Annotated in this window: 1 pseudogene; it reads right to left on the bottom strand. The window is 62.5% G+C overall.

Going from position 1 to position 557, the window contains the following annotated elements:
* Nucleotides 1-449: pseudogene (locus tag NZN28_RS14575) on the bottom strand (MMPL family transporter); the annotation flags it as partial.
* Nucleotides 450-557 lie beyond the last annotated feature (108 nt).

Here is a 557-nt window from a genome sequence, read left to right as displayed (position 1 = left end):
GTCTGGGCAGCCCTGGCTTCCCGCCTCAAAGCCTCGATCACGGCCTCGCCGTTCTCCAGGCGCGTGTCCAGCAGGGTGGCGGTTATTTTGCCATCCTGGCTTTGCTGCTGGAGCGGGCTGGGCGCGTCGTAGCGGTGGATGCGCAGCACCCCCTCCAGGCTCTGGATCCGGGCGATCAGTTGGTTGTAGACCTGGCGAAAGCGGGGGTCGTGCGCGGGCAGGCTGGACTCGCTTACCAGCACCGTTCGATCAACCGAGGGCAGGCCAAAGGACTCGTTCAAAATTTGCAAGACCCTCTGGGCCTCGCTGTTTTTCACATCGCTGGCGTTGGCGGCCAGGTTTTGCGGGGCCAGCCGGGCGGCCGGGACGGCCAGCAACACCAGCAGCAGCCAGACCAGGACAACCTGTACAGGGTAGCGGACAACCAGACGGGCCAGGGCAGCAAACATAAGACAGCCCGCCTAATATGGCCCTTCTTTCACAAGAACACAAGGAGAGGTGCTGCAATTACCTCGGCACCTCACCCACCACCTGTCAGAGACTGTCTTAATACCCCC

The sequence above is a fragment of the Meiothermus sp. genome (genome assembly GCF_025056915.1).
Lineage (GTDB): Bacteria > Deinococcota > Deinococci > Deinococcales > Thermaceae > Meiothermus.
This window is presented reverse-complemented; position numbering and strand designations above follow the sequence as displayed.